The organism is Vibrio sp. 1069 (assembly GCF_033340555.1).
The window spans coordinates 13,416-38,490 of sequence record NZ_JAWOWP010000027.1 but is presented as its reverse complement, the minus strand read 5'-3'; the positions used below and the strand labels follow the sequence as shown (position 1 = coordinate 38,490).

Genomic DNA, 25,075 nt, shown 5'->3' with positions numbered 1-25,075 from the left:
TGTTTCCGAAGAAACTATTTGGATTATCATCAACGAGTGCCCACACAGATTGATAGGTCTATATTGTTAAAGAGCTTGCTTTACGAGAAGTTTTTCTCTCAAAGCGGAGGTGCATTCTAGCGATTTAATTGACAGTGTCAAACACTTTTTCAATTTTATTTTTCGTAGAAGCTTTCACCTCTCCGACCCTGCTGAAGCCTTATCGCGTCTGCCGTGTCGGTGGATGCGCATTATAGGGAACTCAGATCCGTTCGCAACCCTTTTTTGAAAAAAAATGGAAAAAAATGCCTGTTCGATGACTATTTCATCAAAAAAGCAAAAAAGAGGGTAAAAAACCCTCTTTTTCTGCCTTAAAAGCCGTATTTAAATGAATGCGTACGCGTCTGCGAACATACGTTCGCTCTTCGCTTTCTTGTTCTGAGTGAACTGTTCACGTGCTGCGCCAGCCATTTCAAAACGACCTGCAATATAGATATCGTAGTTTTCTAAGCTTTCGAAATCTTCAGCTACAGCTTGTAGCACGTTACCAACTTTACCTTGCCAGTCTGCAGGAGCTTCTTCTACTACTGGCACAAAGTGAACATTGGCAAACTTGTCGGCAATCTCGACCAGTTCGTCTTTAGCATAAAGCTGGCAGTTATCGCGCGCCCCCCAATATAAATAGATAGGATTGGTTTTATTCTGCGCTACGCAGTGATCCAGAATCGAGCGAACGTAACTGAAGCCTGTACCACCAGCAATTAATAATAATGGGCGTTCGCTTTCTTCTTGAACCCAAGCATCGCCATGTGGCGCATCAATTTCAATCTGACCATCAGTTTCAAGCGCCGCTTGCATTGCTTCGACAACTTCTTGTGCATAAGCGTTGTGTTCCGCCGCACCGATGTGCAGTTCAAGTTCACCTTCATGACGACAAGGGCTGCTTGCGATAGAGAAAGGACGTTTGTCTTTTTCACCCATCACCACCATTAGGTACTGACCCGCTTTAAAAGGCACTGGTGATTCTGGATGAAGAAGGATTTGGTAAGTATTACAAGCTAACGGCTGAATAGACTTTACTTTACATTGGATGGTCATGGTGTTCCTCTCGCTTACTCATCAAAAGTAAGCACTAAATTACTTTCTGTATAGGCTTGGCAAGGGAATATCCAACCTTGCTGTTGCTCTTTTTCGGTTAGCATCGGTTCGAGGTGGTAACTCACCTCGCCCGTTAGCTTTTTACACATACACATGGCGCAAGCGCCAACTTGGCAACGGTGTGGGAAGCGAATATTGTTGTTGAGCGCAGCTTCCAACACCGTCTCCCCTTCTTTTACTTGGAACCTAACGTCCATTGGTAGAAGGTGGACTTGATGACTCATAGAATACCTAACTGGTCCCAAATCTCATCGACTTTAGCCACAAGTTTAGGATCTTTTTTGATAGGCGTACCCCACTCGCGCGTGACTTCAGATTCGAACTTGTTGGTCGCATCCAGTCCTAATTTGGATGAACTCTCAGTCTTACCAAGCACTTGAATCGTGTCTCTATCTGGGTCCATTCGAGTTGTCACCGCCCAAATGATGTCATTCCAATCTCGTGCATTAACGTCATCGTCGCACAAAATGATGAATTTGTTATCCGTGTACTGAGCAAAGAAGCCCCATAGATGTTCCATCAATTCTTGGGATTGACCAGCTTGGTCTTTCTTCATAGTCACGACAGCAAATTGGTTGTTTGCTGTAACTGGAAGATAGACGTCAACAATCTCAGGGCGTTGCTGTTTCAACTCATTTAGTTCTGCTTCGGTAATCGTTTTGCTGTCTCGCTCAGTGACCTCGGTTCGCGTCGCCAGCTCGGCATCCCATTTAATGGTCGCATCCAAGCCCATTTTGGAGCCAAGCCCAACCACTGGTGAAGCAAAGTCGAGCGAGTCGATTGGCGTGTTATCTATCATCAAGGTATCACGTACAGGATCCATATGCTCTGACATGGCTTTCACGACATCATTCCAATCTCGTGCGTTTACCGATTCATCGCACACAATAACAAACTTGGTATACATGAATTGACGTAAGAAAGACCACACGCCCATCATTACGCGCTTGGCATGTCCTGGGTACTGCTTCTTCATGGTGACGACGGCCATTCGGTACGAACAACCTTCTGGCGGAAGATAGAAGTCTTCAATCTCTGGGAATTGCTTTTGCAGAATAGGCACAAACACTTCGTTTAATGCCACACCCAATACAGCTGGTTCATCTGGCGGACGACCTGTGTAGGTGCTGTGATAAATAGGGTCTTTATGCATAGTAATGTGCGTAATAGTAAATACGTGGTGCTTTTCTTTTTCGTTATAGTAGCCAGTGTGGTCACCGTAAGGACCTTCATCAGCAAACTCGTTCGGGTCGATATAGCCTTCCATCACGATTTCCGCGCTCGCTGGCACTTCCAAATCGTTGCTGACTGACTTCACGACTTCCGTTTTGCTTCCACGTAGCAAACCTGCAAATGCGTATTCCGATAGCGTATCTGGCACTGGTGTTACTGCGCCAAGAATGGTTGCTGGGTCTGCACCAAACGCGACCGAAACTGGGAAAGGTTTACCTGGGTTGGTTTCCATCCAATCGCGCAGATCAAGCGCACCACCACGATGGGCTAACCAACGCATGATGATTTTGTTCTTGGCAATTTTCTGCTGACGGTAAATGCCTAGGTTCTGACGTTTCTTACTTGGACCTTTGGTTACGGTTAAGCCCCAAGTAAGCAGCGGCGCTACATCTTCTGCCCAGCAGCTCATTACCGGAATTTTATCCAAGTCGACCTCATCACCTTGCCAAACAATGTCTTGGCATGGTGCTTTACGTAAACGCTTAGCCGGCATGTTCAATACTTGTTTGAACACAGGCAGTTTTTCTAAAGCGTCTTTGAAGCCTTTTGGTGGCTCAGGTTCTTTTAAATAAGCCAGCAGCTTACCGACTTCTCTTAATTCTTTAACGTCTTCACGTCCCATGCCGATTGCGACACGCTCTGGTGTACCAAACAGGTTAGTCAAAACAGGTACGTCGTAGCCGATTGGGTTCTCAAACAACAGCGCAGGTCCACCAGCACGCAAGGTGCGGTCGCTGATTTCTGTCATTTCATAAGCGGGATCGACAGGGTGAGTGATGCGTTTAAGTCGACCTTTCTGTTCTAGGTGGTCGATAAATTCGCGTAAATCCTTAAAACTCATAGGCCTTCATGCTGGCTGATTAAACTGTCCGCAGTATAACAAATAGGAGGACGCTAAGATCCTCCTATTTTGTGTGGGTATGTGAGCAAGATTACTTTAATACTTGTTCAATCTGCCGAGTCTTTATCTGATGGTTCGAAGATACTAACTCTTCCAACCAGGTTTGATGCCCTTGTTGAGCAAGCTCTCGAGCAACCATGGTTGCTTCTTCTGATAACGCCATTTTTCTAACTAGAAACTGCTTTACTTGCGGAGATAGAGGGTTAGATTTTGTAAGTAGACTAATAGCTTCTGGCTTGAGTGATGGGTTAACTGTGGCATTCATCAATTGCTGAATGGAAAAAACGTCTCCAACCGCAGCTAAACGCTCAAGTTCGGACTGGCTGTTGTAATCGGCTTTCATCCGCCAGAGTAAGTTGTACACTTCCTCATCCTGACTAACTTGTGCCAACCTGACTATCACGGCCGTCGAGGGTAACCAACTGGTCACATTTGCTTTGGTTAACTGGGCCGCTAATGCAGCAAGCGCGTTGGGTGATAAACTGTCTAACTCTCGAATCAAAAGCGCTTCACGCGCTTGAGCTTGTTGAGATGGCCCTGTAAGCCATTGCTTTAAGTTAAGCTCTCTTCGTTCAGCTTGTAAGACAAAGTCCAAGGTACTTTGGTCTTGTTTCCAACGCTTAATCAAGCGACTCGCAATAACGGGAAAGTTAAAAGCGGGTACACTAAATTCATACCCATCACCTCGCTCTAACACTTGATAAGTCGGGGTCATACGGATCTGGGACTCAACAAACAGAGCCATTCGAGGCGTGAGAATCACATCTTGCTTTTCAAGCTTTTCCAATAATTGAAAGCGCACCACCTCTTGTTGAGGCAAAGCAAGTCTATCAAGGGCAAATTTAAGCGAGTCGACTTCATCTCTGACAGCGTAATCAAGCAGTTCAGAGACTTTAGCCTGTATTTGAGTATCCTGAAGCCACTGCTCTACTACAGACTCATGCATTTCCTTGGCAGATAATGTCGCAGGTAGAGTGATAAGTGACAAGCTCAGGAGTAATGACGACAACATTCCTTGTTGCATGTTAACCTCCCGATAACATTTCCTTCATTCTGATACTTCTATCGGGAGAAAGCAATAAAAAAGCCACCGATATACGGTGGCTTTTCGCAGAATAACTTATCTGAGACTATTGACGACGCATCGCATCGAAGAACTCATCGTTGGTCTTCGTCATCGCTAGCTTATCGATTAGGAATTCCATTGCGTCGATTTCGCCCATTGGGTGAACGATCTTACGCAGAATCCACATCTTCTGTAGTTCGTCAGTCTTCGTCAGTAGCTCTTCACGACGTGTACCTGAGCGGTTGAAGTCAATCGCAGGGAATACACGCTTCTCAGCAATCTTACGGTTCAAGTGCAGTTCCATGTTACCTGTACCCTTGAACTCTTCGTAGATAACTTCATCCATTTTAGAACCAGTATCTACTAGTGCCGTTGCGATGATAGTTAGGCTGCCGCCTTCTTCTACGTTACGTGCAGCACCGAAGAAACGCTTAGGACGATGTAATGCGTTTGCATCCACACCACCAGTTAGTACTTTACCTGATGAAGGCACTACGGTGTTGTAAGCACGAGCTAGACGAGTGATAGAGTCAAGCAAGATAACCACGTCTTTCTTATGTTCAACAAGACGTTTTGCTTTCTCGATCACCATTTCCGCTACTTGTACGTGACGCGATGCTGGCTCATCGAAAGTCGACGCAACCACTTCACCTTTAACTAGGCGCTGCATCTCAGTTACTTCTTCTGGACGTTCGTCGATAAGAAGAACCATCAACTCACACTCTGGGTGGTTGTACGCGATGCTTTGCGCGATGTTTTGCAGAAGCATTGTTTTACCCGCTTTAGGCGGAGCAACAATCAGACCACGTTGACCTTTACCGATTGGCGATGCCAAGTCTAAAACACGTGCTGTAATGTCTTCTGTTGAACCGTTACCACGCTCCATAACCATGCGCTCATTCGCATGTAGAGGGGTAAGGTTTTCAAATAGGATCTTGTTACGGGCGTTGTCTGGTTTATCGTCGTTAACGGTATTGACTTTTAGAAGGGCAAAGTAACGTTCACCGTCTTTTGGTGGACGAATTTTACCAGCGATAGAGTCACCAGTACGTAGGTTAAAGCGACGAATCTGACTTGGTGATACGTAGATATCGTCCGGACCCGCAAGGTATGAACTATCTGCACTGCGTAGGAAACCAAAGCCGTCTTGCAGAATTTCCAGAACCCCATCGCCAAAGATGTCTTCGCCGCCTTTAGCGTGCGCTTTTAAAATCGCGAAGATGATGTCTTGTTTTCTTAAGCGAGCTAGGTTCTCTAATCCTAAGCTTTCGCCCAGTTTTACAAGGTCAGACACAGGTCTGTTCTTCAGTTCGGTAAGGTTCATGGTGGTGGATTCTTGTTTAGTCAAAATAAGATCTGTTTTCTAGTTAAGATGGATTTGGTCTCAGGATCGACCAAGAAGAGAAATTTGTTCAATTAACGCGCGATAAGTTAGCACTAATTAGTATTCTAGTCCAGAGTTAGAAAAACAAAACCGTGCATTGTAACTTTGCACGGTTTTATCTGTAATCACTTGGTGATTATAAGTTTGCGTCTAGGAACTCTTTTAGTTGAGTTTTAGACAGAGCACCTACTTTCGTTGCCGCTACGTTACCATCTTTAAATAGTAATAGCGTTGGAATGCCGCGAATACCAAACTTAGGTGGTGTACCTGCGTTATGGTCGATGTTTAGTTTACCGATAGTGAGTTTGCCTTCGTACTCGTCTGCGATTTCGTCCAAAATAGGAGCGATCATTTTACAAGGACCACACCATTCTGCCCAAAAATCCACTAGAACCGGGCCTGCAGCGTTGATTACATCGTTTTCAAAACCGTCATCAGTTAGCTGCAAAATCTTATCACTCATCTTCCACTCCAATGTGTTTTTCGAAACTGGTTGGATGATAACCAGTAATTAGATGCCCTATTGGAATGTATTTACTTTCGTATTGCAAGCTTTAGCTGATATTCTATAGCCATGAAAAAGACGCATATCACAGAGCAAAAGTTCGCCGATTTGGGCTTAAAGCCCCAAGTTATTGAAGGATTGGACAAAAAAGGGTTCGAATTTTGTACCCCTATCCAAGCCTTGGCGTTGCCGGTCCTGCTCACCGGCCAAGACATCGCAGGCCAGGCCCAAACGGGTACTGGTAAAACGCTCGCGTTTCTTACTGCTACGTTCAACCACCTTCTGACGACTCCGGAACATGAAGGTCGTAAGCCTACACAGCCACGCGCAATTATTATGGCGCCTACACGTGAGCTCGCTATTCAGATTTACAATGATGCAGAATCATTAACTGAAAGCACAGGTCTAAAAACCGCTCTAGCTTACGGTGGTGAAAGCTACGACAAGCAACTTGCGAAACTGCAAGACGGCGTAGATATTCTGATCGGAACAACAGGCCGTATCATCGATTTCTACAAACAGCGCGTATTTAACCTCAACAACATTCAAGCTGTTGTTCTGGACGAAGCCGACCGCATGTTCGATCTTGGCTTTATTAAAGACATTCGCTTCTTGTTCCGTCGTATGCCTGAGCCAAAAGAGCGTTTGAACATGCTGTTCTCAGCAACGCTGTCTTACCGCGTTCAAGAACTGGCATTCGAACACATGAATACTCCTGAGCATGTCGTTGTCGAACCAGAACAAAAAACTGGCCACCGTATCCAGGAAGAGCTTTTCTATCCTTCGAATGAAGACAAAATGGCGCTGCTTCAAACACTAATTGAAGAAGAGTGGCCAGATCGCGCTATCATTTTTGCCAATACCAAGCATAAGTGTGAATCGGTTTGGGGACATTTGGCTGCCGATGGACACCGTGTAGGCCTTCTTACTGGCGATGTACCGCAGAAGAAGCGTGAGAAGATTCTTGAGCAATTCACCAAAGGTGATGTCGACATCTTAGTTGCAACTGACGTTGCAGCGCGTGGCCTGCATATTCCTCAGGTAACGCACGTTTTCAACTACGACCTTCCTGACGACTGTGAAGATTATGTTCACCGTATTGGCCGTACTGGTCGCGCTGGTGCGAGCGGCCATTCGATCAGTTTTGCTTGTGAAGAGTACGCGGTTAACCTACCAGCAATCGAAGAATACATTGAGCATACAATCCCAGTTTCAGAGTACGATTCGTCGGCACTGATTCAAGATCTACCGGCTCCGATTCGTATGCGTGCACCACGCAACCAACAGCGCCGCACGAATACTGGCGGTACCCGTTCTGGTTCTGGTAACCGTAAGCCGCAGGGACGTCGTCCACGCCAACCGCGTCAATCGGCACCAAAACAATCGTAATAGGAAACTGAGTTCGTTTATGAGTCAAGCAGGATCATCACCGCTATATGCCGCCATCGACCTCGGGTCGAACAGTTTTCACATGCTCGTTGTGCGTCACATCGATGGCAGCGTTCAAACAATGGCTAAAATTAAGCGCAAAGTTCGTCTAGCAGCGGGCTTAGATGAACATAATTCTCTTAGTATGGAAGCTATGCAGCGAGGATGGGACTGCTTAAGTCTATTTGCGGAACGCTTGCAGGACATTCCTAAACAAAACATTCGCATCGTCGGTACTGCAACATTACGTACCGCGACCAATGTAGATGTGTTTTTAGAAAAGGCTAACCAAATTCTAGGCCAGCCTATCGAAGTGATTACTGGTGAAGAAGAAGCTGCCACTATCTATAAAGGTGTCGCTCACACCTCTGGCGGTAGTGGTCGTCGCCTTGTAGTCGATATCGGTGGAGCAAGTACCGAACTGATTATCGGTGAAGGTTTCGAAGCCAAAGCACTGACCAGCTTAAAAATGGGCTGCGTGACTTGGCTTGAAAACTTCTTTAAAGATCGCCAATTGAATGCTCGTAACTTTGACGCGGCAATTGAAGGAGCGAAACAGACCATTCAGCCGATTTTAGAACGTTATACAGAAATTGGTTGGGATGTGTGTGTTGGTGCATCAGGCACTGTTCAGGCATTGCAAGAGATAATGCTGGCGCAAGGCATGGACGAAGTAATCACTCACTCCAAACTCAAGCGTCTACAGAAGCAAGCCATGTTGGCCGACCATTTAGAAGAGCTCGATATTGAAGGCTTAACACTTGAGCGGGCATTAGTGTTCCCTAGTGGCCTCTCTATTTTGATTGCCGTTTTTGAATTGCTTGAAATCGATGCTATGACACTCGCTGGCGGCGCACTACGCGAAGGCTTAGTGTATGAGATGGTTGAAGAGCTTCGCCAAGAAGACATTCGTGCCCGCACTATCGCTAGCGTACAAAATCGCTATCAGCTCGATCACCAATACGGCGAACAAGTCGCTACTCTGGCACACACGCTTTTACAGCAAGCTGGGGGCGATGAGTGGATTACAGAGCCTCAGGGCAAGATATTACTCGAGACCGCCGCAAAACTGCATGAAATTGGTTTAACTATCGATTTCAAAAAAGGCGGAGAGCATAGTGCTTACTTGCTGCAGAATTTGGATCTGCCTGGTTACACGCGCGCGCAGAAGTTCTTTATTGGTGAAGTGGCTCGTCGCTATCGCGAACAGCTCACTTCTTTACCTGAGCAGCATGCATTATCAGGCTCAAGTGCCAAACGAGTATTGAGACTGTTGCGTCTTGCGGTTCTACTCAGCCATCGTCGCAATCCTGATCTAGAGCCAAATGTGACTCTAACGGTTGAAGGCGACAATCTAACGTTACACATTGATGCGCAATGGCTAGAGAAAAACCCACTGACTGCGGCTGAGTTGGAAATTGAATCCAACCGTCAGACAGACATCGGCTGGCCATTAAATATCGTAGCAAAATAAGCGAATATCACTGCCTTACAATACTAAAGCCCAGGCGTTCGCTTGGGTTTTTTTGCTTCTACTTCCCCTACAAAACGTGCTGCCCAGCAAAAATCTCAGCTTCTCCGCTCTACATCGAAAAACAGCCATGCTTTATTGATAAGCACGATTTAGCCAACCAAGATGCACCATAATGAAAACCGTTTTAATGACTGGCTTAACTGGCACCCTCGCCCCTAAAGTTGCTCATCAGTTCCACCTCCGTGGCTGGAACGTATTGGAATGGAATCACCACCAAATCCCACCAGATGATCCACAGCAAAGTGAGCAATTTTGGCAACAGCACCACATTGATGCGGTGTGCCACATGGCGATGGGGAGTGAAGCGTGGGCAGCGTGGCTTGGTGAGCACTGCAAACAGCGCAACATTCCTTATCTTTTTGTCAGTACAGCAATGGTATTTGATGCCACAAAAAATGGGCCTTATGGCATCTTTGAAGAAAGAAACACCCAAGATGAATACGGCAAATACAAAGTTCGTTGTGAAGATGCAATCTGGCAAGCAAATCCAGATGCGATGATTGCTCGAATTGGTTGGCAGCTCCATCACCAAGCAGAAGGCAATAACATGTTGGCGCATCTCGACCGCCAATATGAAGAGAACGGCGTTATTACCGCTAGTACAGTTTGGTATCCCGCGACTTCTCATATGGACGATACTGCACTCGCCTTTTTGCAGCTTATTGAGCGGAACGAAGCAGGTTTATACCATCTTGATAGCAACTTAAAGGATAAGTGGAATTTCTACGAACTCGTTTGTGCACTCAAGCAGCATTACAACAAGCCATGGCAAGTGCTGCCAAGCAATGATTATCACCATGACCAACGTCTAACAGATGAACGAATTGCCTTGCCGCCATTGAGTGAACGTTTCAACAAGCCAGAGCAAATCAAACAAGCTGGCATCATAGGAATCAACTGGGGACGCACGCACATTCCCCACTATCGAAACAATGGTGTATCGGTCACAACGTTATGCGCCAACCAAATAGAACCGCTTCAGCAAGCGTGCAGTGAGGAAGCAATCCTAAAGGCAGAAACGAACATCAGCGCACTCAAGCAACTTGATGTAGTGACCATCGCGACACCTGCGCATACTCATGCAGAGATAATTAAGAAGTTAGGTTCAACCAAGCTAATTTGTGAAAAGCCATTGGTGGGATTGAATTCTGACATAACTCACTGGCAGCAACCGAACGCCAACCTATTGGTTAATTACGCCTTTGCTCAGCTTAATACCGCCAAGACGATAGAGAAGTGGCTCACTTCGCAAACCCAACCTTGTGTGGTCAATCTAGTCACCCAAGTTAACCTACCGGGCACCTTCACGCTCAAAGAGTGGTTTCTTGAAACTGCCAGTCACCCTATATCTTGGTTGCTGCACTGCTTTGGAGACTATTATCAATCGACACTGGTTGAGGAAAACGGCCAACTGATCGTTGATCTGCAATGTGACGACCACCAGCTAAGGTTTGTATTTGAACTAACAGGTGAACCGGGCATCGAGCACAATCTAACGATTCAATCCAACCAGACCTTAACCAGCAAAGGCTACTACCGTGTCGGAGAAAAATGGCGTTTCGAGCCCATTCTCGTTAATGGCAACGCGATAAATGATGGAGAGTACAGCGAGTCTGATTGCTGGCAGGACGCCAATCAACGCAGTGTCGGTTTGATGTTGGCGATGTTCAATCAAAGCATCAGCTGGGATAACGGCCTGCAACTTGGCGCCTTCGATGCGCAAAAAGCCATTTTGATTGAGAAGATGCTCTGTTAGCCATTTCACCAGCGAGCTTCCTCTACGTGCCGTACCTTCGATTAAAAGGTCTCACTCGGGACCTTTTTTACTGCTCATTTTTACCTTCGTACAGCTCAGGGAGCTTTTGGACACCCATGATCTAATTACTCCCCACGCTGTACAAAACCCTCTAAATCCCAGTAAGCAGGTACAAAAAAGCCGCTTGATTTAAGCAAGCGGCTTTCGGGGTTCCCACTGATATTAAGACTGAACGCTTGTCGTCACCTTAAAGTCAGGGTTCACCGCAGTCAGCTTCTTAATTAGGTAATTCAGTAATACGCCGTACATCGGAACGAACAAACCAAGACTGATAATCAGTTTGAAGCCGTAATCCACCAGCGCGATTTCCGTCCAATGCTCTGCCATAAATGGATCTGGGCTTTGATAGAACGCAATGGCGAAGAAAGCGATGGTATCAAGTGCATTACCGAAAAGCGTTGAACACGTTGGTGCCACCCACCATTGCTTCATTTGACGTAGGCGGTTGAACACGTGCACATCCATGATCTGACCAAGTAGGTACGCCATGAAGCTAGCAATCGCGATACGAGCAACGAATAAGTTAAATTCCCCTAGGTGACCAAAACCTTGGAATTGACCTTCGAAGAACACCACCGATAAGAAGTAAGACACTGCCAAAGCAGGCAACATCACTAAGAAGATGATCTTACGCGCCAACTGAGCACCGAAAATACGCACCGTTAAGTCAGTCGCTAGGAATATAAATGGGAAAGTGAATGCGCCCCAAGTGGTATGGAAACCGAAAATAGTAAACGGTAGCTGAACTAGGTAATTGCTAGATGCAATAATGACTAGGTGGAATAGAACCAGATAGATAAGGGCGTTGCGCTGCTGCGCAGGGGTAAAGTTACTCATGCGATACCTTTTTAGTTTGGTTTGGGGGTGAGGGAACCCAAATCGAGTCACTGAATAAAGTGGCTCTTACCAACAATGTAAAATGAAAAATAAACTGGCTTGGCTCTTTCTGAGCGAAGCGGTGGGCGATTATACATTAACCACTTTTCGCCGCAAGTCGTCTGTTTTACGCAAACGTTTGAGCATAAAAAAGGGTGTTTCATGTGAAACACCCTTTCAAGAAAAGTTCTATTTTTAGAAGCCGCGTTGAAACAATCCTGCGAGATAATCCAACTCTTCCCTGCTCTCTTCAATCGCTAACGCTTCAAACCAAATCGCTTCGCTGTAATGCTCTGCTTTCATAAACAGTCGGCAACCTTCAAAGTCGATCAGCCAAGAGTGAATGTCCGCATCCCACTGCTTTTCCACCACAGTAGCAGAAAGCAAACTAACTAAACGCTCACCTAAAGCAGGAAAGCTATCAAGGTCAAAGCTCGGCGCGGTAATGATTAAGCGCCCTTCTTGTGCCATGTAGTCCGCTAAGCCAAATTCCTTTTGCATCTTGGTTCCTTATCCGTGGTGAGTAATGTGTTCTTGAATCAAATCGAGGAATGGGTCGGCGTACTTCTCTAGTTTGCGCTGACCAACGCCGCTAACTGCCAGCATTTCGCCGTAAGACGTTGGCAGAATTTCCGCCATATCAATCAGAGTTGCGTCACTAAAGACCACGTATGGTGGCAAACCATCTTCATCAGCAATCGACTTACGCAGCTTACGTAACTTGGCAAACAGCTTCTTATCGTAATTCTTGCTGGTCAGTTTATCTGACTTCGCCGCGCGTGCTGCGGTGTCTAAACGCGGAACTGCTAACTCCAGAGTCACATCGCCACGCAACAGCGGACGCGCCTCTTCGGTAAGTTGCAGCGTTGAGTTACGAGTGATGTTTTGGAACAGCAGACCCTTGTGGATTAACTGACGGAAGATACTCACCCAGTAATCGTGGCTGTGATCACGCCCTATCGCGTAGGTAGAAATTTTATCGTGCCCGTTTTCACGTACACGAATGTTTTGCATGCCACGTAGCACTTCTACTACGTAGCCCATACCAAAGCTCTGATTAACACGGTACACACAAGACAACGCCTTACGCGCTTCTTCCGTGGCATCAAAGTGCTTCGGTGGATCTAAGCAAATATCGCAGTTGCCACATGGCTTCTCACGATATTCACCAAAGTAATTCAATAGCACCTGACGACGACAAGTCTGCGCCTCAGCAAAGGCACTCATCGCATTCAGCTTGTGGGTTTCCACCTGCTTCTGCGGACCATCGTCTTTCTCATCCAACATACGACGCAGCCAACTGATGTCCGCCGGGTCATACAACATCATCGCTTCCGCAGGTAAACCATCACGCCCTGCACGACCCGTTTCCTGATAGTAAGACTCGATGTTGCGCGGGATATCAAAGTGAACCACAAAACGCACGTTTGGTTTGTTGATGCCCATACCGAATGCCACGGTCGCCACTACAATTTGGATGTCATCACGTTGGAAAGCTTCTTGAACGTAAGCGCGCTCATCAGCATCCATACCTGCGTGATAACCAGCAGCACGAATGTGGTTGTTGCACAGCTTCTCGGTCACCATCTCAACTTTCTTCCGGCTACCACAATAGATGATGCCGCAATTCCCCTTTTGGGTTTCAAGATAACGAACGATTTGCGAAACCGGCTTGTGCTTCTCAACTAAGTTGTAGCGAATGTTAGGACGGTCGAAGCTGCCTAGATAAACCTCTGGATTATTCAGTTGCAGACGCTCAAGAATATCTCGGCGCGTTGCATCATCCGCCGTCGCCGTCAGCGCCATAAATGGCACATGGGAAAACTGCTGCTTAAGTTGACCAAGCGCGGCGTATTCTGGACGGAAGTCGTGTCCCCACTGGGAGATACAATGCGCTTCATCGACGGCAATCATCGATAGCGGCAAGTTTTCCAAGCGCTCAATGAAATCACGCATCAATACGCGTTCTGGCGAGACGTACACCAACTTAAGATGACCAGTGTGCATGCGGTTATACACGCTGAGCAGTTCTTCACGAGGCATGGTCGAGTTAATGCATTCAGCCGCTACACCGTTGGCTTTAAGCTGGTCCACTTGGTCTTTCATCAGCGAAATAAGCGGAGAAATCACCAAAGTAATACCAGAGCGAACCAAAGCAGGGATTTGATAACACAGCGACTTACCGCCACCAGTAGGCAGGATAACTAAGCTGTCGCGACCTTCTACCGCAGCATCAATCACCAACTGCTGACCATCACGGAACTCTTGGTAACCAAACACATCCTCCAACACACGTTGAGGCGTTACAGGCGAATCAGATTGTTCGGCTAACAAGGTCGAGGTCATGAAAAGTCTCAGATTGGGTCTTAAAAAAGAGGTGCTTATGCATACCACTGGCACACAAAGTGAGGGCACATTGTAATGGGGTTTCATGGTGAATAAAACCGCAAATTGTTAGGTGTTTCGCATCACGACTCGTATACTGATTTTCTGCTCTATAAAACACACAATTAGGTGACACTTCATGACACCAGAAGACGAACAACAACGCGCGCGGCAAGGTATCTTGCTAGCGATCGGCGCGTATACCATGTGGGGCATTGCGCCGATGTACTTTAAGTCCATCGCACAAGTATCTCCTTTGGAAATTCTAAGCCACCGAGTGATATGGTCTTTCTTTTTGCTTGCTGCACTCCTCCATTTTGGCCGTCACTGGCGCTCGGCTTACCACATCGCGAAAGACAAAACGAAAATCGCTTACCTGATCGCAAGTTCCATGCTAATTGGCGGCAATTGGTTGATTTTCATTTGGGCGGTAAACTCGAATCATATGCTCGACGCCAGCTTAGGTTATTACATTAACCCACTGATCAACGTCTTACTCGGGATGGTCTTCCTTGGTGAGCGACTGCGTAAATTACAGTGGTTCGCGGTTGTATTGGCAGGTTGTGGCGTACTCGTTCAACTGATTGTATTTGGCTCCGTACCTGTTGTTGCGATGGCGTTAGCAATGAGCTTCGGCTTTTATGGCTTATTAAGAAAGAAAGTCAGTGTCGATGCAAAAACTGGCTTGTTTATCGAGACATTACTTCTACTGCCAGTGGCCGCTGTTTATTTGCTTTTTGTTGCCGATACACCAACCTCAAATATGCTTACGAATCCACGTACGTTAAATAGTTTGTTGATCGCGGCTGGGGTTATAACAACCCTGCCACTGCTGTGCTTTACGGGTGCAGCAACAAGACTCAAATTATCGACTTTGGGCTTTTTCCAATATATAGGCCCAAGCTTAATGTTTTTACTTGCAGTATTGATGTATGGCGAACCCTTTACCATGGATAAAGCGATCACTTTCGTCTTTATTTGGGGAGCACTAGTCGTGTTTAGCTTTGATGGATTACGTAATAACCGTCGCTCACGCCGAATCGTTCAGCCACAGTGATCGTTTTTTACAAGACAAGTTAGAAATTGCCAGATAAGCTTGGTCATAATGTGACCAAGCTTTTTTATTTAATGGAACATATTCAGTACTACGCAACCGACCATGACAACTTGAGTCTAATAGAGGCGAAATACCAGAAATTTGCTTTTCAAAGGCATTACCATCTGGATTTTCATCTCGGCCTGATCACGCATGGTGCGCAGAAGTTCCAATACCAAGGTAACAGCCACCAAGTTGGTCACGGGCAAATTGTGATTATGCCGCCGGATGAGCTGCACGACGGGCAATCTAAGCTCGAGAGTGGCTACGAAGTAAATGTGTTTGCGATCGAACCTCATCTATTGAGCGATCTGGCTGATCTTAAGCAAAACGATCAAATAATACACTTCAACGAACTGATCATCTCGGATCCGCAGATATTTTCACAACTTAGTAACTTACACGGGCTGCTTCGTCGTGAAAACCTCAGCCAACTCACCAAAGATTGCCTTCCTTTTGAAGGATTTAACCAACTTTTTGATCGCTACGGATCGCTTGAGCGACAAAAAGTGGTGCCGCTAGGAAACCAATCGCTTGGGACGTTAAAAGATTATCTAATGGCTAACCTTGACCAAGCGGTGCGTTTGGATTCACTTTCAGAGCTGTGCCAACTGAGCCCAACTCAGTTCCAGCGCCACTTTAAAGCGCAAACTGGCATGACGCCTTATGCATGGTTCGCACGCCTGCGCCTTGAACAAGGCATGAAGTTACTGCAAGCTGGTCAATGTGGTACCGACGTCGCTCATCAAATCGGTTTCTATGATCAAGCGCATTTCAGCAAAGCGTTTAAACAGACCTACGGCGTTTCCCCTTCTCAAGTGGCTCGTTAATTTCATTTACCGAGAAAGCTGTCAGTTTTTTACAAGCGCCACAGGTGACTTACCACGACAATAGCCGCATTGATTAAATTTGAGATGTGTTATGAATGAATCCACCATATTGCTGACACTCGCCAGCATTCACTTTATTGCCCTAATGAGTCCAGGTCCGGACTTTGCGCTGGTCGTACAAAATGCGACGCGTCATGGTCGTCAAACTGGCTTGTACATTGCGTTGGGATTGTCCGTCGGTATTTTGCTGCACTCTTTGTTCAGCCTGACAGGTGTGAGTTTTGTCGTCCACCAGCACCCAGTGCTGTATTCCGTGGTACAACTGCTCGGTGGTAGTTACCTGCTCTACTTAGGAATTGGCGCATTGCGTGCCGTGATCTCGATGATCCAAAACCCACTGACGGATCAACCTAAGAAGCAAAATAACCTAGTGATCAGCAATAAGCGTCAAGCGTTTGCTAAAGGGTTTGCGACCAACATTCTTAACCCAAAAGCCCTGGTGTTCTTTGTCAGTTTGATGTCGAGTTTAGTCCCAGCAGGTATGTCGATTACTGGCAAAGGTACTGCCTTGGTCATCCTGTTTGGCTTGTCGCTATTCTGGTTCTCTAGCCTTGCATGGATGCTGTCGACACAGCGCTTACAGCGTAAATTACAACAAGCGGGTATCTACATCGACGGTCTATGCGGCGTGGTATTTACTCTAGTGGGCGGCAGTATTCTATACCAAACTATCAATACTTTTATCGGATAAAGTACTGATTTAAAAGCGTAGCACAATCGACATTTCTAAGATTGCTGACTCGACGTGACTCTCCATAACTGCCAAGCTCAAAGCACAAAACTGGCAACATGGAGAGTCATCATGCATTGGACGTTCAACCGACTCGTGACCACGGGTCTTTTTCTTACTTCCCCACTCGTCTTATCCACCTCAGCCTTTGCTAACCAAGCAGCAGATGCGGTTGCACCGGAGCACAGTACTGGCTTCGAGCAAAAGCAATTGGTCAAAGCCAAAGGTTATATGGTCACAGCAGCCAACCCACTTGCAACCCAAGCCGGGGCGGATGTTCTTGCACAAGGGGGCAATGCTATTGATGCCATGGTTGCCGTACAATTGATGCTGGGCTTGGTAGAGCCGCAATCATCAGGTATTGGTGGCGGTGCCTTCTTAGTGTATTGGGACAGTGAGAAACAAAAACTGACTACGTATGATGGACGCGAAACCGCACCGCTCGCCGCGACGCCGAAACTCTTTTTAGACGAAAAAGGACAACCCCTACAATTTTACGATGCGGTTGTCGGCGGGCGCTCCGTTGCCACTCCTGGTACAGTGAAACTGCTGTGGGACACGCACCAGAAATACGGCAAGTTGGAATGGAAAAAGATCATCCAACCCGTAATTACCTTGGCTGAACAAGGTTTCGAAGTTAGTCCTCGCCTCGCGAGTCTGATTGAAAAAGATGCCAAGCGCCTATCTCGCTTCCCTGCGACTAAGGCTTACTTCTTCAATCCAGATGGCTCACCAAAAGCCGAAGGCACATTGTTGAAGAACCCTGAATACGCGCAAACTCTGACGGCAATTGCAGAGCAAGGGGCAAAAGCTTTCTATCAAGGCGATATCGCCACAGACATCATCAAGACAGTACAAAATGCGCCGGGCAACCCTGGCGTATTGGCACAACCTGACTTTGATGCGTTCCAAATCAAGCAACGTGAACCGGTTTGTGCGGCTTACCAAAGCTATGACATCTGCGGCATGGGACCACCTAGCTCTGGCGCATTGACGGTTGGACAGATTCTCGCGATCACCGAACAATACGATCTTAAAGGTTGGGGAGCCGAAAGCGCAAAATCATGGCAAGTGATCGCTGATGCATCGCGCCTTGCGTTCGCGGATCGTGGTAAATACATGGCTGACCAAGATTATGTGCCAATGCCAACCGAAGGCTTGCTTGATAAAGATTATCTCAAACAACGTGCTGAGCTGATCCAAGTCGGTAAAGCGTTGAGTAAGGTTGAAGCCGGCAACCCTCCTTGGTCGCACGCCATGGACTTAAGCATGGACCAATCGATCGAGTTGCCTTCCACCAGCCATTTCAATATCGTCGATAAGCAAGGCAATGTGGTTTCAATGACAACAACCATCGAGAACGCCTTTGGCTCACGCTTGATGGTGCGTGGCTTCTTGCTCAATAACGAACTGACCGATTTCTCTTTCCGCACGCATCAAGATGGTGTGCCAATCGCGAACCGCTTAGAACCGGGAAAACGCCCACGCTCCTCCATGGCACCGACCATTATGATGAAGGATGACAAACCTTACATGGCAATTGGCTCACCGGGTGGCAGCCGCATTATTGGTTACGTCGCACAAGCCATTATCGCCCACACGCAATGGGATATGGACATCCAAAGCGCGATTAATCAGCCACGATTGCTGAACCGTTTTGGCACCTTAGATATTGAGCAAGGTACCGCCGCAGAGGGCTTACAGCCTGCTCTGGAGAAGATGGGCTTTAAAACCGATGTTCGGGATTTGAACTCTGGTCTGCATGCGATACGAATAACAAAAGACGGTCTTGAAGGCGCTGCGGATCCAAGACGTGAAGGTGCCGCTATCGGGCAGTAAGAGTCTTTCGCTCGACCCCTTGTGCGAGATCTCTCACAAAGGGTTGAGCAAACCTCTCTTTTTTAATGGTAAAACCGTACAACAAAGATAATAAGCCATTGAATTTAATACTTATGTATCTTTTTTGAACGCTAAGAGTGTAAAAAAATGTGAGATTAGCCCGTTGTTGGAAATCGTTAAACACGTAATATTAAACCTGTCGGAAGGATGCTGACACGGAACAGGAAACACCACGGACTTGGTGAACTTCAGGAAGAAGAAACGGTTATTCAGGATGAATAGTCGGGCATGGATTGCAAAATTGGACATTGAACGGAATCAATAGTGACTAGGATGGTTGCTACTAAGGACGGGAAATGGACACCTCTGGACGAGGCAAGGATTTGAACATCAGGATGATGTCAGGGACACCGCTCAGGGAACAAGTGATGAGAGCTAACGAGGATAGTTAGCAGACCAGGATAAGGTCACTAAGGACACCGCTAGGAAGGCGACGTAAGGATTAAGCTGACGGATTCAGCACACTATCATGGATTAGATGCATGGAGCACTCTTAGTAGCTGGATTGCTGCGAGTAAGACTATAACCCCGATGGGCGCAAGCCCTCGGGGTTTTTCTTTGCCTAAAGTTTTTCTCAGTAGATCTGCTGAAAACAGGCATTCACCCACAACGCCCACCTTTCACTTCAAACGGCATCGTTAAGTCGCGCTTTTGTACTCCATTTATCATTCCATTTTTTACTGCGTTAGCGACACCAAAACTGCACAAACAAAAAGAGCCGCCGAAGCAGCTCTTAAGTTGATGATACCAATCACAGTAAATAAGTGATCAGAAATAGCGTAGGGAAAATGCTTGAGAACAAGGCGCAATTTTTCGATAAGTAGTTATTCTACAATCAAAAATTGCAACGCAGTTATCGAGTATTTTAACAAGCTAGAATGACCAGTTATTTACTACGATTGGTATGAGTTTTGGTCAAGCCTTACAGTTTCTCTAGTCGTGCGTAAGCAGTTACCAACCATTTGATGCCTTCACCGTTAAAGGCAATCTGTACACGGCTTTGTGGACCACTGCCTTCGAAGTTGATGATGGTGCCTTCACCAAACTTTGGATGCATCACACGAGAACCTAGCGTAAAGCCGGTTTCATTAAAGCTCTCTTTCACAACAGTTTGGCTAAATCGACCACTGCTTGAAGGACGGCTAACTTGCGCCTTCATTCGTACTTCATCTAAACAAGTTTCTGGCAGTTCACGGATAAAGCGAGACGGTTTATGGTATTTATCCTGACCGTACAAACGACGCATTTCAGCATAAGTGATGTACAGTTTCTGCATCGCACGGGTCATGCCTACGTAACACAGACGGCGTTCTTCTTCTAAGCGCCCTGCTTCTTCTGCCGACATTTGGCTTGGGAACATGCCTTCTTCCACACCGACCATAAACACCAATGGAAACTCTAGACCTTTCGCACTGTGTAATGTCATGAGCTGAACCGCATCTTCAAATTCGTCCGCTTGTCCTTCGCCCGCTTCTAGTGCTGCGTGGGTTAGGAATGCCGTCAGCAGTGACATGTCTTCGGCTTCTTCTGGTTTCTCGAATTGGCGAGTTGCGGTCACCAATTCCTCCAAGTTCTCAATACGTGCCTTAGACTTTTCGCCCTTCTCTTGCTCGTACATCGCGAACAAGCCCGAGTATTTAATCACATGGTCAGTTTGGTGATGCAGCGGCATCTCTAAGGTGTCGTCTTCTAGCGCGGTGACAAGCTCGATAAAACGGCTCAGAGCACCAGCAGCGCGACCAGCAAGCACCTTCTCGTCCAACATTGCCACACTCGCTTCCCACATGGTGCAACCACGATCACGAGCCGCAAAGCGGATGGTTTCAAGCGTCTTATCGCCCAAACCACGCGTTGGCGTATTCACCACACGTTCAAACGCCGCATCATCGTTACGGTTGGCAATCAGACGCATGTAGCTCAAGGCATCTTTGATTTCCTGACGTTCGAAGAATCGCATGCCGCCGTAGATACGGTAAGGCAGACCGGCTTGAATTAACGCTTCTTCCAGAACACGCGACTGGGCGTTGTTACGGTAAAGCATCGCAGCGTCATTCAGAGCACCGCCCTTGTCTTGCCACTCTTTGATTTTGTTCACCGCAAAACGGGCTTCATCTAATTCGTTGTAAGCGCTGTAAACCGAGATAGGCTCACCGACCACGCCATCCGTCCACAACTCTTTACCCATACGCTCGGTGTTATTCGCAATCAGGGTGTTAGATGCTTCCAGAATGGTCTTGGTTGAACGGTAGTTTTGCTCAAGACGAATGGTATTTACGCTTGGGAATTCGAGCGTAAACTTCTCAATATTCTCGACTTTTGCACCACGCCAACCATAAATCGACTGGTCGTCATCACCTACGATCATCACGTGACACTCAGGACCCGCCATCATACGTAGCCAAGCATATTGAATGTTGTTGGTATCTTGGAACTCGTCCACCAAGATATGCTTAAAGCGTGCTTGGTAGTGTTCACGGACGAACTTGTTATCACGCAGTAGCTCATGTGCGCGCAGCAAGATTTCCGCAAAATCGACTAAACCAGCACGATCACACGCTTCTTGGTAAGCGGTGTACAACTGCAGATATGTCTTGGTTACTGGATCATGGTACGCATCAATGTGCGACGGACGCAGACCTTCGTCTTTCTTACCGTTAATCCACCATGCCACTTGGCGTGCAGGCCATTGCTTCTCATCGAGGTTTTGCGCTTTGATCAAACGCTTTAGCAGACGCTGCTGGTCGTCACTGTCAATGATTTGGAAATCTTCCGGTAGCTTCGCATCAAGATAGTGTGCTCGCAGAATACGGTGACAAATGCCGTGGAAAGTACCATTCCACATACCGCCTGCACTGCCCATCATTAGCTCTTCGATACGTCCACGCATCTCTGCCGCCGCCTTATTGGTAAAGGTTACCGACATAATTGAAAACGGAGAAGCTTGCTCGACCGACATCAGCCAAGCGATACGGTGAACAAGAACGCGTGTCTTACCACTTCCTGCGCCAGCAAGAACGAGCAAGTTTTCTAGAGGTGCTGCAACGGCTTCACGTTGTTTATCGTTCAAACCGTCGAGTAATAGAGATGGATCCATCATGATGAGAGCTACTGGTTATTTATACATAAAAACCGATTATAACCTAAACAACCGGGTGCTGTTTAGACAAAACTTGATAAAAAAATCGATGTTTTTTTGCCCAACACATCAATTAGTTATACCTATTTGACCCTACAAACCTATTTACTTCAGAAATTTTTCTGAAAGTTTTTTAGCCAGTTTCCTATCTTTTAAGTTAAGCAAGTTGATAACAAAAACGCCAAAACAGGCGATTCATCTTGCCAACTTAAAGTAAAGGAAATCATTCAGAGGAATTTATTATGAAAAAGTCGAATCTAGCTGTTACTGCTGCTGTTACTGGTCTTCTAGCTCTTGGTGGCACAATGCTAACTGCAGCTCCAGCTGTCGCTGCTGAAAAAGAAAAGTGCTATGGCGTTTCTAAAGCAGGTAAAAACGACTGTGCAACAAAAAGCAGCTCATGCGCTGGTACTTCTAAAGAAGATAACCAAAAAGACGCATTCGTAGTCGTACCAAAAGGTCTTTGTGACAAACTCGCTGGCGGTAGCACTTCTTCTTCATAATCTCTTATCGCTAGCTATTGTGAGGATGCGTTGACGCTCAACCAACGCAAAGCCAAGACGCATCCTTCTCTTCCCGCACGATTTGAAAAGGAGTTTCACGTGAAACACCACACCTTCCACGACCTTGTTGGAGTTGGATTAAGAACCCCTCACCTCGATTACTTTAGCCAAAACCAACCCGAGTTGTCTTGGTTAGAAATCCACAGTGAAAACTATTTCCAACCCAATGCAACAGAGCGCCATCAGCTACAAACGCTTCGTGAGCAATATCAAATTAGTTGCCACGGTATTGGTTTGTCGCTAGGTTCGGTGGAACGTGTTAGTCAAAAGCATCTTGCGCAACTTAAAGCACTGATTAACTCAATCGACCCAATCCTTGTTTCTGACCATTTAAGTTGGAGTGAAAACGGCGGTCACTACTTTAATGACCTGCTTCCACTTCCGTATACGGAAGAAGCGCTCAACGTGTTCACTCGTAACGTGAATGAAGTGCAGGAATATTTGCAACGCGAGATCTTGATAGAGAACCCATCTAGTTATGTGAAGTTTCAACATTCGACCATCAGCGAATGGGAGTTTCTTACCGAAGTGCAAAAGCGCACTGACTGTCGTTTATTGCTCGATCTAAACAATGTTTATGTTTCGGCGTTCAACCACGGTTTTGATTGCGACACATACCTAGATGCGATTCCAGCCGACAAAGTGGATGAGATTCACTTGGCAGGTTTTACCATCAAACAACTCGACAAAGGTGAGATATGGATTGATACCCATAGCCGCCCAGTTAGTGATGAAGTTTGGCAACTGTTCGCGCAGTGGACAAAAAAACACGGTCCACGTCATACGTTGATTGAATGGGATTTGGATATCCCCGCGCCAGAAGTCTTGCTCGAAGAAGCACAGAAAGCATCGCAACTACTGTTGCAAGGCACACTTCCAAGTGAACAAAGCGAACCAAGGAAGGCATCATGAATCTAGCCACCTTACAAAGCCAGTTTGCTAAAGCCCTACACTATCAAGCACTCGGTGAAGATTGCGATATTGCCAGTGATACGTTTACCGCTGATGAACGCATGCAGATTTACCGCAATAACTTTATCGTCAGCTTAAGCGAGGTGTTATCCGCGACCTACCCGATGGTTGAAGCGCTGCTTGGTGAAGAATGCTTTGAACAGATATCTCGCCAGCATGTTCTTTCTTACCCATTAGAAGAAGGAAATGTGGTGCATTATGGCGAAGGCTTTCAAGACACCATCATGCAGTTCAGTCAGGTGATCGCACAAGCACCTTACAGCCCTGAAGTCGCACGCTTCGAGTGGCATATCGACCTAGCTCGTCAAGCACAGTATGAACAATCCAATGCAGCGGAATTAAAACCGCTTGCGTTACTTGGCGAAGTGAGTGAAGAGCAACAACCCGCTTTAGTCTTACACCTTAAAAAGGGCTGCCGCAGCTTTGACTCCAACTACGCAGTATTCGATCTATTTAGTGCGATTCAAACTGGGCAATTCGAACAACTTAATATCAACCAATTACAGCAAGGTGTCATCTCGATTCAAGCCAATGGAGAAGCCTTGTGTCACGCACTCGATGCCGATGTGTTCCAACTGCTGCAATGTTTAGAGCAGAAGCAGAGTTTGAGCGAAATACCTGAAGTTTTACTCGCTCATCTCAATCGCATCATGGCACTCGATATTGTTGACGGCTTTACATTGCAATCAATCTAAGGAGCACTCTATGAAGGATACGGTTAAAAACTTAGTGAATCGGTATGACGATTTAATCAGTACCTTACAAGCAGCCTTTGTCCCTTTACTACTTCTCTTTTGCCGCTTTTGGGTTGCTTGGGTGTTCTTCAATTCAGGACTAATCAAAATCTCGTCTTGGGATAGCACGTTGTACTTATTTGAGCTGGAATACCAAGTGCCAATCTTGCCATGGGAATTGGCGGCTTATTTAGGTACGGCTGCGGAGTTGGTTCTACCGGTGTTCTTGGCACTGGGATTGATTACCCGCCCGATGGCAGCAATGCTGTTTGTGTTCAACATCATCGCAGTGATCTCTTACCCACTGTTGTGGGAGAAAGGTTTTTATGACCACCAACTTTGGGGATTGATGATTCTTATCGTAATCGTATGGGGGCCAGGACCGCTGTCTTTGGACCACATCCTGAAAAAGAAAATGACGAGCTAAAAAAATCCCCGCATCATGCGGGGATTTTTTATTATTTATTCAAGTAAGCCAGTAGCTCTTCTGCTGAGATACCTTGCTGAGCGAGGTCTTTTGCCATCTGCTCGACTTGTTCATCTTTGCGTGACTCAATCACTTGCTGAAATTGGTACACGATATCACGCAAAATTGGCAGAGGTACTTGTTTAGCCGCACTACGAATACGCTCGGAGCTTTGATTACCCAGCTCATTAAGCAACTTGCCAAACATCACCTTTTCTGGTGAATCTTCCATTTGCTCTAGAATACGAGCCATTTCATACGTGGTTAACGACATTACTTTTTGAGTTCCGTTATGGTGTCAGGAAAAGTCTGAGTGACAAATAT

General features: G+C 46.5%; 22 protein-coding genes. 11 read left to right on the top strand and 11 right to left on the bottom strand.

Annotated elements, in window-relative coordinates; translation table 11 throughout:
• Positions 1-363: 363 nt before the first annotated feature.
• The 6 genes from fre to trxA form a co-directional block, all read right to left on the bottom strand.
• A complete protein-coding gene (fre, locus tag R7040_RS22945; RefSeq protein ID WP_005382872.1) occupies positions 364-1,077 on the bottom strand; it encodes an NAD(P)H-flavin reductase in 714 nt (237 codons plus the stop codon).
• Positions 1,078-1,091: 14 nt separating this feature from the next.
• On the bottom strand, positions 1,092-1,361 hold the full coding sequence (locus tag R7040_RS22940) for a 2Fe-2S iron-sulfur cluster-binding protein (protein ID WP_012126600.1): 270 nt from the start codon (positions 1,359-1,361) through the stop codon (positions 1,092-1,094).
• Entirely contained in the window at positions 1,358-3,211 is a 1,854-nt protein-coding gene (ubiD, locus tag R7040_RS22935; protein WP_170890940.1) for a 4-hydroxy-3-polyprenylbenzoate decarboxylase, read from the bottom strand. Before ubiD ends, R7040_RS22940 begins: the two co-directional genes overlap by 4 nt.
• A 91-nt stretch (positions 3,212-3,302) precedes the next feature.
• Positions 3,303-4,295, bottom strand: coding sequence for a hypothetical protein (locus tag R7040_RS22930; protein ID WP_054575528.1), 993 nt, complete (start codon positions 4,293-4,295; stop codon positions 3,303-3,305).
• A 106-nt stretch (positions 4,296-4,401) separates the two neighbouring features.
• Positions 4,402-5,661 (bottom strand): transcription termination factor Rho, encoded by a 1,260-nt coding sequence (rho, locus tag R7040_RS22925; RefSeq protein WP_005378757.1) that lies wholly within the window; start codon positions 5,659-5,661, stop codon positions 4,402-4,404.
• 196 nt (positions 5,662-5,857) lie between these two features.
• Complete coding sequence (gene trxA, locus R7040_RS22920; protein WP_004745500.1) at positions 5,858-6,184, bottom strand: thioredoxin TrxA; 327 nt, start codon at positions 6,182-6,184, stop codon at positions 5,858-5,860.
• Between the two features lie 111 nt (positions 6,185-6,295).
• Between trxA and rhlB the strand changes: the two genes are divergently transcribed.
• The 3 genes from rhlB (at position 6,296) to R7040_RS22905 (ending at position 10,944) form a co-directional block, all read left to right on the top strand.
• Entirely contained in the window at positions 6,296-7,615 is a 1,320-nt protein-coding gene (rhlB, locus tag R7040_RS22915; RefSeq protein ID WP_005378764.1) for an ATP-dependent RNA helicase RhlB, read from the top strand.
• A 19-nt stretch (positions 7,616-7,634) separates the two neighbouring features.
• Positions 7,635-9,128 carry a guanosine-5'-triphosphate,3'-diphosphate diphosphatase gene (gene gppA, locus R7040_RS22910; RefSeq protein WP_005382885.1) on the top strand — a complete coding sequence of 498 codons (1,494 nt, stop codon included), beginning with the start codon at positions 7,635-7,637 and terminating at the stop codon, positions 9,126-9,128.
• 172 nt (positions 9,129-9,300) lie between these two features.
• Positions 9,301-10,944 carry a sugar nucleotide-binding protein gene (locus R7040_RS22905; RefSeq protein ID WP_213968013.1) on the top strand — a complete coding sequence of 548 codons (1,644 nt, stop codon included), beginning with the start codon at positions 9,301-9,303 and terminating at the stop codon, positions 10,942-10,944.
• Positions 10,945-11,166: 222 nt separating this feature from the next.
• Here the strand turns inward: R7040_RS22905 and R7040_RS22900 are convergent, their stop codons facing one another.
• The 3 genes from R7040_RS22900 to recQ form a co-directional block, all read right to left on the bottom strand.
• Positions 11,167-11,841 carry a 7-cyano-7-deazaguanine/7-aminomethyl-7-deazaguanine transporter gene (locus tag R7040_RS22900; RefSeq protein WP_005378770.1) on the bottom strand — a complete coding sequence of 225 codons (675 nt, stop codon included), beginning with the start codon at positions 11,839-11,841 and terminating at the stop codon, positions 11,167-11,169.
• A gap of 234 nt (positions 11,842-12,075) precedes the next feature.
• Positions 12,076-12,381 (bottom strand): DUF3630 family protein, encoded by a 306-nt coding sequence (locus tag R7040_RS22895; protein ID WP_017633801.1) that lies wholly within the window; start codon positions 12,379-12,381, stop codon positions 12,076-12,078.
• Between the two features lie 9 nt (positions 12,382-12,390).
• On the bottom strand, positions 12,391-14,226 hold the full coding sequence (gene recQ / locus R7040_RS22890) for an ATP-dependent DNA helicase RecQ (RefSeq protein WP_005451195.1): 1,836 nt from the start codon (positions 14,224-14,226) through the stop codon (positions 12,391-12,393).
• 178 nt (positions 14,227-14,404) lie between these two features.
• Here recQ and rarD point away from each other — a divergent pair, with 178 nt between their 5' ends.
• The 4 genes from rarD (at position 14,405) to ggt (ending at position 18,820) form a co-directional block, all read left to right on the top strand.
• Complete coding sequence (gene rarD / locus R7040_RS22885; protein WP_213968011.1) at positions 14,405-15,322, top strand: EamA family transporter RarD; 918 nt, start codon at positions 14,405-14,407, stop codon at positions 15,320-15,322.
• A gap of 71 nt (positions 15,323-15,393) precedes the next feature.
• Positions 15,394-16,191 carry an AraC family transcriptional regulator gene (locus R7040_RS22880; protein ID WP_213968014.1) on the top strand — a complete coding sequence of 266 codons (798 nt, stop codon included), beginning with the start codon at positions 15,394-15,396 and terminating at the stop codon, positions 16,189-16,191.
• A gap of 91 nt (positions 16,192-16,282) precedes the next feature.
• A complete protein-coding gene (locus R7040_RS22875) occupies positions 16,283-16,942 on the top strand; it encodes a LysE family translocator (RefSeq protein WP_025768968.1) in 660 nt (219 codons plus the stop codon).
• Between the two features lie 111 nt (positions 16,943-17,053).
• Complete coding sequence (ggt, locus tag R7040_RS22870) at positions 17,054-18,820, top strand: gamma-glutamyltransferase (RefSeq protein WP_054579632.1); 1,767 nt, start codon at positions 17,054-17,056, stop codon at positions 18,818-18,820.
• Positions 18,821-19,802: 982 nt separating this feature from the next.
• On the opposite strand, the gene uvrD is transcribed toward ggt, so the two are convergent.
• A complete protein-coding gene (gene uvrD, locus R7040_RS22865) occupies positions 19,803-21,977 on the bottom strand; it encodes a DNA helicase II (protein ID WP_005378778.1) in 2,175 nt (724 codons plus the stop codon).
• 281 nt (positions 21,978-22,258) lie between these two features.
• Between uvrD and R7040_RS22860 the strand changes: the two genes are divergently transcribed.
• The 4 genes from R7040_RS22860 to R7040_RS22845 all read left to right on the top strand — a co-directional run bounded on the left by R7040_RS22860 (position 22,259) and on the right by R7040_RS22845 (position 24,712).
• A complete protein-coding gene (locus R7040_RS22860; protein WP_005378779.1) occupies positions 22,259-22,519 on the top strand; it encodes a DUF2282 domain-containing protein in 261 nt (86 codons plus the stop codon).
• A gap of 99 nt (positions 22,520-22,618) precedes the next feature.
• Positions 22,619-23,491 (top strand): DUF692 domain-containing protein, encoded by an 873-nt coding sequence (locus R7040_RS22855; RefSeq protein WP_017821784.1) that lies wholly within the window; start codon positions 22,619-22,621, stop codon positions 23,489-23,491.
• Positions 23,488-24,246: a DNA-binding domain-containing protein gene (locus R7040_RS22850; RefSeq protein ID WP_017821783.1), complete on the top strand. Its 759-nt coding sequence runs from the start codon at positions 23,488-23,490 to the stop codon at positions 24,244-24,246. The genes R7040_RS22855 and R7040_RS22850 overlap by 4 nt, the downstream gene beginning before the upstream one ends.
• A gap of 10 nt (positions 24,247-24,256) precedes the next feature.
• Positions 24,257-24,712 carry a DoxX family protein gene (locus tag R7040_RS22845; protein ID WP_017821782.1) on the top strand — a complete coding sequence of 152 codons (456 nt, stop codon included), beginning with the start codon at positions 24,257-24,259 and terminating at the stop codon, positions 24,710-24,712.
• Between the two features lie 31 nt (positions 24,713-24,743).
• Here the strand turns inward: R7040_RS22845 and R7040_RS22840 are convergent, their stop codons facing one another.
• A complete protein-coding gene (locus R7040_RS22840; protein ID WP_005378786.1) occupies positions 24,744-25,025 on the bottom strand; it encodes a hypothetical protein in 282 nt (93 codons plus the stop codon).
• Positions 25,026-25,075: the final 50 nt, after the last annotated feature.

Bases quoted from the DNA above. Each gene is read 5' to 3' on its own strand.
- fre (WP_005382872.1), bottom strand. From the start codon at position 1,077: ATGACCATCCAATGTAAAGTAAAGTCTATTCAGCCGTTAGCTTGTAAT.
- R7040_RS22940 (WP_012126600.1), bottom strand. From the start codon at position 1,361: ATGAGTCATCAAGTCCACCTTCTACCAATGGACGTTAGGTTCCAAGTA.
- ubiD (WP_170890940.1), bottom strand. From the start codon at position 3,211: ATGAGTTTTAAGGATTTACGCGAATTTATCGACCACCTAGAACAGAAA.
- R7040_RS22930 (WP_054575528.1), bottom strand. From the start codon at position 4,295: ATGCAACAAGGAATGTTGTCGTCATTACTCCTGAGCTTGTCACTTATC.
- rho (WP_005378757.1), bottom strand. From the start codon at position 5,661: ATGAACCTTACCGAACTGAAGAACAGACCTGTGTCTGACCTTGTAAAA.
- trxA (WP_004745500.1), bottom strand. From the start codon at position 6,184: ATGAGTGATAAGATTTTGCAGCTAACTGATGACGGTTTTGAAAACGAT.
- rhlB (WP_005378764.1), top strand. From the start codon at position 6,296: ATGAAAAAGACGCATATCACAGAGCAAAAGTTCGCCGATTTGGGCTTA.
- gppA (WP_005382885.1), top strand. From the start codon at position 7,635: ATGAGTCAAGCAGGATCATCACCGCTATATGCCGCCATCGACCTCGGG.
- R7040_RS22905 (WP_213968013.1), top strand. From the start codon at position 9,301: ATGAAAACCGTTTTAATGACTGGCTTAACTGGCACCCTCGCCCCTAAA.
- R7040_RS22900 (WP_005378770.1), bottom strand. From the start codon at position 11,841: ATGAGTAACTTTACCCCTGCGCAGCAGCGCAACGCCCTTATCTATCTG.
- R7040_RS22895 (WP_017633801.1), bottom strand. From the start codon at position 12,381: ATGCAAAAGGAATTTGGCTTAGCGGACTACATGGCACAAGAAGGGCGC.
- recQ (WP_005451195.1), bottom strand. From the start codon at position 14,226: ATGACCTCGACCTTGTTAGCCGAACAATCTGATTCGCCTGTAACGCCT.
- rarD (WP_213968011.1), top strand. From the start codon at position 14,405: ATGACACCAGAAGACGAACAACAACGCGCGCGGCAAGGTATCTTGCTA.
- R7040_RS22880 (WP_213968014.1), top strand. From the start codon at position 15,394: ATGGAACATATTCAGTACTACGCAACCGACCATGACAACTTGAGTCTA.
- R7040_RS22875 (WP_025768968.1), top strand. From the start codon at position 16,283: ATGAATGAATCCACCATATTGCTGACACTCGCCAGCATTCACTTTATT.
- ggt (WP_054579632.1), top strand. From the start codon at position 17,054: ATGCATTGGACGTTCAACCGACTCGTGACCACGGGTCTTTTTCTTACT.
- uvrD (WP_005378778.1), bottom strand. From the start codon at position 21,977: ATGATGGATCCATCTCTATTACTCGACGGTTTGAACGATAAACAACGT.
- R7040_RS22860 (WP_005378779.1), top strand. From the start codon at position 22,259: ATGAAAAAGTCGAATCTAGCTGTTACTGCTGCTGTTACTGGTCTTCTA.
- R7040_RS22850 (WP_017821783.1), top strand. From the start codon at position 23,488: ATGAATCTAGCCACCTTACAAAGCCAGTTTGCTAAAGCCCTACACTAT.
- R7040_RS22845 (WP_017821782.1), top strand. From the start codon at position 24,257: ATGAAGGATACGGTTAAAAACTTAGTGAATCGGTATGACGATTTAATC.
- R7040_RS22840 (WP_005378786.1), bottom strand. From the start codon at position 25,025: ATGTCGTTAACCACGTATGAAATGGCTCGTATTCTAGAGCAAATGGAA.